Origin of the sequence: Methylobacterium sp. CCH7-A2 (genome assembly GCF_001557075.1) — a bacterium.
GTDB classification, from domain to species: Bacteria; Pseudomonadota; Alphaproteobacteria; order Rhizobiales; family Beijerinckiaceae; genus Allobosea; species Allobosea massiliensis.
The window spans coordinates 1-8218 of sequence record NZ_LSKN01000276.1 but is presented as its reverse complement, the minus strand read 5'-3'; the positions used below and the strand labels follow the sequence as shown (position 1 = coordinate 8218).

The following is an 8218-nucleotide window of genomic DNA, read 5'->3' as shown; positions in this document are numbered from 1 at the left end:
CATGGGGGTCAGTTCTTCATGACGGAAAGGGGGCAGTTCCGAATGTCGCTGGACACCTTCGACCGATCCGACGTCTGTGCCGCGAGGTTTGCGGTCTGGGACGCAAGCGAAAATACCTTCATTAAAGTCGGCAACCCAGCTGCCATCGCCATGCTGGCCTTGGCTCTCCGCACGCGCAATCTCAGCGTGCGGACGCAGGGGACCCTCAACTTCGCACGCGAGTTTCCTCTTCGATTAAACTTTCAGTCGGCAACGCTTGCAGCCGCCCTGAAGAGTGTGATGGTGAACGGCGGTCAGGGCGTCTGGCGCAAACACCGCCGTGTGCTCAACTATCTGAAGCGGCTCGGCCTGACCGACCTCGCCAATGAACTCAAGGCGCAGGCGGACGCACCGGCCGGAAGACCCGGCTGACACCGATTCGATTGCAGCGGGTGGGGTAGGCGGCTGAGCCCCATGTGGCAGTCTGCTTCGTTCCCAATCCCAGGTTGCCGTCTGGGGGATGGGGGCGATCGCGAAGATACTGCGCTCAACAAGAACCGTGACCACAAATGGCCGGCGGACGATGACCGACTATCTCCCGGGCGAAAGGCGCGTCAACGGCCGATGGCTTTTCTAGCGAGTAACGCACGCCGGCGCGCTTTCTGACGGGTCTTGGAGGGACGTGGCGGCTCGACCTGATGGGTCGGGGGAGCGGGTGGAGAGGGCTCGCGTTCTGGCCGTCCCTCTTGCGACTGCACCTGAACATCGCGCGGCCTGACCTGATCAGAAAGCGGCGGAAGATCAAACCGGATCGCCTCGCCTTCTGCGGCTTTGGGCTGCGCAACGCGTGCAGTAGGTGCGACGAGCGGTGGCAGAGGTGGTTCGGAGGCGGCCTTCTGCGGTTGGGGCTGTTCGGCCGGCAAAGGCTTCAGGTCGAACGGGTGCGGCTTGACGGACCTGGGCTTGGGCTGCGGGACCCGCCCCCTCTTGAAGGTCGGCGTGGGTTGCTCCTGCGCGGTCTGTGCCCCCTGTCTCGTCGGGAAGTCCAGCCGCTGCATCTTGCGACCGTTGTCGTAGGACATGATGAGCTCCTCGGCCTTGGCCGGGTGCTGCTTGACGGCTTCGACGAGCTTGGCGGCGAGGTCCTCGGCCGTCCTGCCGGGCACGTTCACGTCGGCGTTGTCGATGATGAACTGCCCGTAACGCTTCATCACGCCGAACATGTACTTCTCGAAGTCGGTCTTGAACAGGTCGCCGACGGCGGACTCGTAGGCCGCCCACATCGGGTGCTCGCGAGGCTTTGCCTCGGGTGCTGGTTGCTCCTGGGGTTGGCCGCGGACGGCGACCCCGGGAATCTCGACGGTGGCTCCCGTCGCGGCAGGGTCGAGGTTCGCTGTGCGCCCTAGAGCTGCCTGGCGCCACGCCTGGACCGCGCTGCGCACGCGGGCGAGGCGCGAGGCGCTCGCGCGCTGCTCGCGCGCTTTGAGGCGCTCGACCTCGCCCTTGGCGACGCCGTGCAGGAGGGAGGTGAGCGCCTTCTCCGGGACGGCCTTGATCTCGGTCTTGAGGCGCTCGACCTCCGCCTCGTTGCCCTCCTTGCGCGCCTGATCGAGCCTTGCGTTGAGCTTGGCGTGGATCTGGGCGATGCCTACGGGCCTCGTCGCTTCGACGACTCGCTCGAGCGAGCGGATCTCCTGGATCGCCTCGATCGTGCGCTCGACGTGCAGGGCCTTGGTCCGCGCGTATTCGAGCGCTTTGCGCTTGATCACAGTCTTCACCGCGTGGACGCCGCGCTTGAGGATGGGCTTGCCGCGGAGGAACGCCGCCTCCTTCTCGAGTTGGCGCAGCTCACAGTCGCCGGCGCGCACCGCTGCGCGCACCTTCGAGACCTCCGCGTACTCGGGCGCCCGCTCGCGGGCGATCCTCTGCATCTCCGCCTCGATGTCGCGCTTGGTCTGCGCGTGGTCCAAGACGATTCGCTCGCCAGCCTTGGCCTTGTCCTTGATGATCCGCGAGATCGACTTCATCGCGTCGACTTCTAGGCCCATCGCCTTATAGCTGCGGTGGTCGTAGCGCACGGGGTTCCCAACGGCCGCCATCCGCTCGTTGACGATGTCAGAGAAACGCTTGCGCTGATCCTTGACGAAGGTCGCGCGGTAATCCGGCAGGACCTTCTTCCTTTTGGGGTAGTGGGTTCGATAGTTGTCGTGCTTGTCGCGGTACTCTTCGACGGCCGCGAAGTTCCAAGTGTCGACCAGCGGACCATCCGGGCGCTTATGACTTTTGCCGCCTTGGGGCCAGCGTTCTTTCCAGGCTGGGCGGTTCAGCAGCACGACATGGGCATGGTAGTTGCGGTCGTCGTTCTTCGACGTCGGCGCATGCAGCACAACGTAATAGGGCACCCTGTCCTCGTCGAACTTGGCCGTGAAGCCCTTCATGATCGCCAGGCGGTCCTCGGGCGTCGCCTCGTGCGGCAGCTCCATGATGAGCCGGTGCTGGATCGTCCCGCTTTCGCCCCTGGCGTGTTCCTCGGCCAAGTCCCAGAAAGCGACGCGCTGCTCCAGCGTCTCGCCCATGTCGGGCGTTCCATAGGAGAAGACCAGGGCGGTTGGCGGCTTGCCGTCGGCCGTTCGCCGCAGGCCCTCGTCCTTGGACGGGTCCTCGAGGTACTCCTGCATGCCACCGGGCTTCCGCTCGCGGCCGGCCGCTTCGATCTCGGCCCGGATACCGGCCGCTGCTTCCAGGTCCGCCTCGATCATCTCGGCCGCGCCGTCGCGCTCGAGGTAGCGCAAGTGGGCACCGCTGCGGCTCGTGTGGTGCTTCAGCCGCGCGTCGAACTTCCCGGCCTTGCGCGCGGCTCTGGCCGTCGCGCCTGGCTTGAGGTTGATCGTTTGCGACGAAACGGCTGTGTGGTCGAAGTGGAAGGGCCGACCACCCGTGTCGGGCGCCGTCATCCGGATCGAGGGCCTGGGGCCCGAGTTGTTGCTGTGGAAGGTCAGTGCGCCCTCAAGGGCGTTGGTCAGCGCGTTCTCTATGCCACCCATCCGGGTGTTGGCATGCCGCGAGAGGGGATTGAGCCCAACCTTCGCCCATTTGCGCTCGGCGTCCTTGGCGGCCCTGTCAGCCGCCTTCTTGAGCAGGCGCTCGACCTGCGTCTGGTTGCCGGCGCCGAGGACCGACCTGCCTTGGTCGAGCTCGATGTCCTTGGGCGCCTTCGCCATGCGCGATTGATCCCCGATCCTGGGCTCATAGGGCCCAATCGCGATTATGAACCCGATCCGTGGGTCGTCAAACGGCCGCGCTGCCGTCGCGTGACGTTGGCTGATGCACTCAAGTCGGCCCTCAATGGTCCTTGGAGGCGCTGGTCGGCATCGTCCAATCCACGGCGTCGATCAAGACGGAACTCGCGAAGGTGGGCTGATCCCACTTGCTCCCGGGGTCCATCGCCAGAACGAGAGGGCTGGCGTGGTTACCGGGAACGGTCGAGGATGGCGGCTCGTCGCGGCCTCCGAGAGGCATCTCGAACGACCCGCAGCCACCCGAGAGGGCGGCGCGATCCATGGCACATGGAGCGCGCGGGACGAGGCCGCTCAGGCCAGTTTCGAGATGCATACGCAGGTCGGAGAAAGCCTGTCCAGAGCCCGTCGGCAGACCCCTTAGAGAGCAAGGGGAGCGCGGCAGCGGGCCCACGAAAGTGATCGGAACGAGGCGAGAGCCGAGGCTCCGTCACTTTTGTATATCGTGCCTTCTCTTTCCTGGGGGTTAGCGTGGAGGAATCGGGCCAAAACGGCGCGATTCCTGGCCTAGTCGCCTGATCTTCTCCGCCTGTGCGACCTTCAATGACCGTCTGCCAGCCGCAGGCGTTCGCGAGTCGATACCGAGTCGTGATTGCACCCCCGCGTCAGCGGGGGTGCAATCACGGATTCAGGGGTGCACTCGGCCACCGCGCTCCGCGGGATGTGCCGTCGAGCGATGTTCTTATCGCAGATGTCACATCTAAATCATGCTCACTCATTACGTTGGGGGTGCAGAGTGTCTGCTGCCCGGCGGGCACGGTCGCCCCTGCATCGGCGCCCACCGTCGGGAGTGTCTTTGTTGATGGCACAGCCATGTAGACAGGCTCGAACGCCGACCGGCAGCGATGCTCCGATACCTATGACAGCTGCAGCCAGGTGATGAGCGCCGCCGGGCTACCGCCCTCTGCTCTTCTCCGTGAACGATAATCGGCTCTGCCTCACAGCCCTTGGTGCCGTGAGAGGTCGGCGGCTCATTGGCGATGATCTTTGGTAAGAAGAGCCCCGAATGCTGGGCCAGGTCCAACAGCGATCGCCACTACGACGGAAAGACCCGCGCGACCGCCCCCAATCCGCGGATGCGCGAGTCAGGTAGGGGCCTATCCTGACCCGGGCTGCTTAGCTCGTGACATGGTGGGAACGCGCCCACTTGCCTGATCAACGGCTCCAGGTAGCCAGACATTTCCCGCCGTTCGGTTGACGACTTGATCAGTGAGACGCGGACCTGCAGACCCTGAAATAGCCAGCGCCCGAGCGCCGCGTGATGGGGCGGAATGAACTCGTTGGAATGCCTGAACGGCGAGATTGAGCGCAGGGTGGAGTTGACGGGCATGTTGGCATCACGGCTCCAAGGTTCGCCGTCGAACCTCTCAACGATCTCGCCGATGGCATCCTGTTCAACCAGACGCGTTGACTGGCGATGAGCCCAACCAGAAATCACGTCGAGAGGCATCACGACGAACCGCGTATCTCCTCAGCAACCGACCAATCATGGCTCTGATCAACTCGGCCAAGCCCTCGTATCGCCGTTACAGCCAAGTGATATCAGCAGCTGAGACAAGACCAACCCAAGGCGAAGCGACGTTGCTGCGTATTCGTGATCATCTCGCTGCGACAGGTTCCAATGCCGCCAAGAGGGCTAAAGTGTACCACATTTTCACACAAGGAACGCGCAAACCGACTTGCATATCATTGGAAAGCGACGCAGCCGACTGCGCATTTTGAACGCTACGATTCGCAAAATGTGAAAATGTGGAACACGAGCGATATTTCGGTTGACGATCAGCGGGCTTGGCCGATTTTACGCGTGAGCCTATAGCGCGACGATCTGGATGCGAGCGGCGCGTCAATCAGGATGAGAACTGATTGTCGCGGCGGGTTGAGATTGGTGCTTTTGATTGTCGCTGGCAAGGTCAGCCGGATGGCTGCTCGTCTCCCGCCGGCGCTTGGTCGATGGTCTTGATTGTCGCGTAGGTCGGCGGCCTGCCTGCTCCGGTGCGCCGCTGGACGGCGGCTCGGCGCCGGTAGCTCTCGACGTTCATCTCGAAGATCGTGGCGTGATGGACGAGCCGGTCGACGGCGGCGAGCGTCATGGCAGGGTCCGGGAAGATCCGATTCCATTCGCCGAAGGGCTGATTGGCGGTGATGAGCGTCGATCGACGCTCATATCGGGCGCTGATCAGCTCGAACAGGACGGACGTCTCGGCCTGATCCTTGGCGACATAGGCGAGATCGTCGAGGATCAGCAGGTGGTACTTGTCGAGCCGGGCGATGGCCGCTTCCAGGGAGAGTTCCCGGCGCGCGACCTGCAGCTTCTGGACGAGGTCGGAGGTGCGGGTGAACAGCACGCGCCAGCCATTCTCGATCAGCGCGAGGCCGATCGCCGCGGCCAGATGGCTTTTACCGCCGCCGGGCGGGCCGAACAGGATCAGGTTCGCGCCCTTCTCGAGCCAGCCGTCGCCGGAGCAGATCGCCATGACCTGGGCGCGCGAGATCATCGGCACGGCGTCGAAGGCGAAGCTGTCCAGGGTTTTGCCGGGCGGAAGGCGCGCCTCGCCGAGATGACGCTCGATACGCCGCCGGTCCCGTTCGGCGATCTCGTGCTCGGCGAGCGCCGCCAGGAAGCGGGCGGCGGGCCAGCCCTCCTTGTCGGCGCGCTGGGCGATATCGGGCCAGTTCAGCTTGATGGCGGGCAGACGCAGGTCGTTGAGGATGAGAGCCAGCCTCTGTGCGTCGATCGGGTGAGTGACCGGTGTCATGCCGCGGCTCCCGACAACAGCACGTCATAGACGGCGAGCGGGACGAGTTCGATGGTCACCACCGGCAGCGCGGCAGGATCCGGCGCAAAGCGTCTGCGCAAGGCCGCCATGTCGGGAAGGCCGCCAGCCGTCAGCATGGATGTCAGGATTTCGGCGAGCTCGGCTTCACAGGCGCGCTCATGCGCCAGGGCGAGCAGATCGACCATGGTCCGGCAGGCGACGCGCTCGGGCAATCGTTCGACGAGGCGATCGAAGGTGCGCCGATAGGCCTCGCGCGGGAACAGCCGGTCGCGATAGACCAGGTTGAGGAGGGCCATCGGCTTGCGGCGCAAGGCGTGGATCACATGGCGATAATCGACGACATGGCCATGCTTGCCATTGCCGTATGATCGGCCGCGCAGCAGCGTCATCAACTTGGTGCCGCCGATGAACACGTCGAGCCGGTCGTCATAGAGCCGGACCCGCAGCCTGTGTCCGATCAGTCGGGACGGGACGGAGTAGAATACTTTCCTCAAGGTGAAGCCGCTGCTCGAGGTGACGGTGACGATCGTCTCCTCGTAATCGCAGGTCCGGCGATCCGGCAGCATCTGGAGATGGCCGCGTTCGGCGTCGATGCGGGCGGCATTGCGACGATTCTTGGCGGCGACGGTCTCATCGATGAAGCGCCGATATCCGGCAAGGTCGTCGAAGTCGGCGCTGGTGCGCAGCAGCAGGGCGTCGCGGATCGCGGCTTTCAGATGGCCGTGAGCGCTCTCGACCGAACCGTTCTCGTGGGCGACACCGCGATTATTGCGCGTCGGCGTCATGCCGTAATGGGCGCACAAAGCGTCGTAGCGCCGCGTCAGATCGGTCCTGGCATCGGCGTCGAGATTGCAGAACGCGGCCGACAGGCTGTCGCTGCGATGCTCGGTGGGACTGCCTCCCAAAGCCCACAGCGCATTCTGCAAGCCCTCGGCCAGCGCGACGTAGCTTTCCCCGCCCAGGATCACATGCGCCTGCTCGAAGCCCGACCAGACGAGCCGGAAGTGGTAAAGTCGATGATCCAGCGCGACGCCGGCGACGCTGACGCCGAGATCGGCCATGTCGGTGAAGTCCGACAATCCCATCCGGCCGGGCTCGTGGATCTGCCGGAAGATGATTTCCTGCTCCGGGCCATGGATGGCGCGCCAGGCGCGGATGCGGCGCTCCATCGTGCGCCGGACGCCGGGGTCGAGATCGGGATGGCGCCGCCGCATCTCCTCGAAGATGCCGATCGGGCGAAGGCCCGGCGCCGAGCGCAGCAGCGGCACGATCTCATCGTCGAAGATCAACGCAAGGGGGTCGGGCCTACGGCGACCACGCAGCCTGTCGCTTTGCGAGGGAAGGCCTGGATCGCCCGATATCCGATATCCTGTCGCGGTGCTGAACCCGGCCTTCGCCGCCGCGATCGCGACAACGTCGTTCTGTCGGAACTTCATGAAGAGCCTCATCTGGTGATCGGTGACGTGGCGGCCGGGCACGCAAGGTCTCCTCCATGTGAGGAGACAGTCTGCGACAGCCGGCCGGCCGCGATCATCAGCGACGATGCTCCGCAAGAAGCTCGCCTTCGTCGGGGGGGCGCGACAGCTACGGGCTACGCCCTGCGCTGCCGCGCCCCCCGACGATTCTCACCTTGATTGTCGCGCAACTCGCATCGTGATTGTCGCGTCGCATGAGCCGCTGAGAGGGCTCCGCATTCAAGAAACAACCCGGTTCGAGAGACGGGGCTGGCAATCCATGCCGGCGTCGATGGTGAACTGCGTCCTGAGTAACGAGGAGCGAGCTGCAATGGTGTCACGTCTGGAAAGGTTGGCTGACCAGAACCGTGCGCTGCATAAGCAGGCTTGTGCCTTGATCATCGCCGGCCAGGGCACCGCCATCGATACCCTCACGATCCTGGGAGATCTGAAGGAGCTCTATCAGGACTGCCTCAGTGACCGATACGACCCGCGTTATGACTGTCACCATAAGCCGCTGTTTCGGGACGAACACGTTCGCGAGCTCGTCGACAGCTTGATCGCGGCACAACTGGATGTCCTCCAGGGCGATGTCGGAATGCGGACCTCGACTGCAATCATCGCGGCCGCTGAGAAAGCAATGGGGAAGCATGCCCAGCCGGCGCGCGAACGATCGCGCCATTCGGCCCGCCGCGACATCGCGCGAACCGCG

At 64.4% G+C, this 8218-nt stretch carries 6 protein-coding genes; 2 read left to right on the top strand and 4 right to left on the bottom strand.

Annotated elements, in window-relative coordinates; all coding sequences use genetic code 11:
• Positions 1–411 (top strand): hypothetical protein (locus AX750_RS20185; protein WP_210173045.1); only part of this gene is annotated, 411 nt, incomplete at its 5' end.
• A 182-nt stretch (positions 412–593) separates the two neighbouring features.
• Here the strand turns inward: AX750_RS20185 and AX750_RS20180 are convergent.
• From AX750_RS20180 to istA, 4 genes are all read right to left on the bottom strand, one after another.
• On the bottom strand, positions 594–3200 hold the full coding sequence (locus tag AX750_RS20180; protein WP_066720182.1) for a MobA/MobL family protein: 2607 nt from the start codon (positions 3198–3200) through the stop codon (positions 594–596).
• 1111 nt (positions 3201–4311) lie between these two features.
• The gene (locus AX750_RS20170; RefSeq protein WP_066720177.1) at positions 4312–4725 is read right to left on the bottom strand and encodes a hypothetical protein; all 414 of its coding nucleotides are present in this window, start codon (positions 4723–4725) and stop codon (positions 4312–4314) included.
• Positions 4726–5185: 460 nt separating this feature from the next.
• A complete protein-coding gene (gene istB / locus AX750_RS20165; protein WP_066720174.1) occupies positions 5186–6031 on the bottom strand; it encodes an IS21-like element helper ATPase IstB in 846 nt (281 codons plus the stop codon).
• Positions 6028–7500, bottom strand: coding sequence for an IS21 family transposase (gene istA / locus AX750_RS20160; protein WP_245282476.1), 1473 nt, complete (start codon positions 7498–7500; stop codon positions 6028–6030). Before istA ends, istB begins: the two co-directional genes overlap by 4 nt.
• A 337-nt stretch (positions 7501–7837) precedes the next feature.
• On the opposite strand from istA, the gene AX750_RS26275 reads away from it, so the two are divergent.
• Positions 7838–8218: hypothetical protein (locus tag AX750_RS26275; protein WP_156461021.1), on the top strand; the 381-nt coding region annotated here is incomplete at its 3' end.

Excerpts from the sequence above, each read along its gene's own strand:
- AX750_RS20180 (WP_066720182.1), bottom strand. The coding sequence starts at position 3,200 with ATGGCGAAGGCGCCCAAGGACATCGAGCTCGACCAAGGCAGGTCGGTC.
- AX750_RS20170 (WP_066720177.1), bottom strand. The coding sequence starts at position 4,725 with ATGCCTCTCGACGTGATTTCTGGTTGGGCTCATCGCCAGTCAACGCGT.
- istB (WP_066720174.1), bottom strand. The coding sequence starts at position 6,031 with ATGACACCGGTCACTCACCCGATCGACGCACAGAGGCTGGCTCTCATC.
- istA (WP_245282476.1), bottom strand. The coding sequence starts at position 7,500 with ATGAGGCTCTTCATGAAGTTCCGACAGAACGACGTTGTCGCGATCGCG.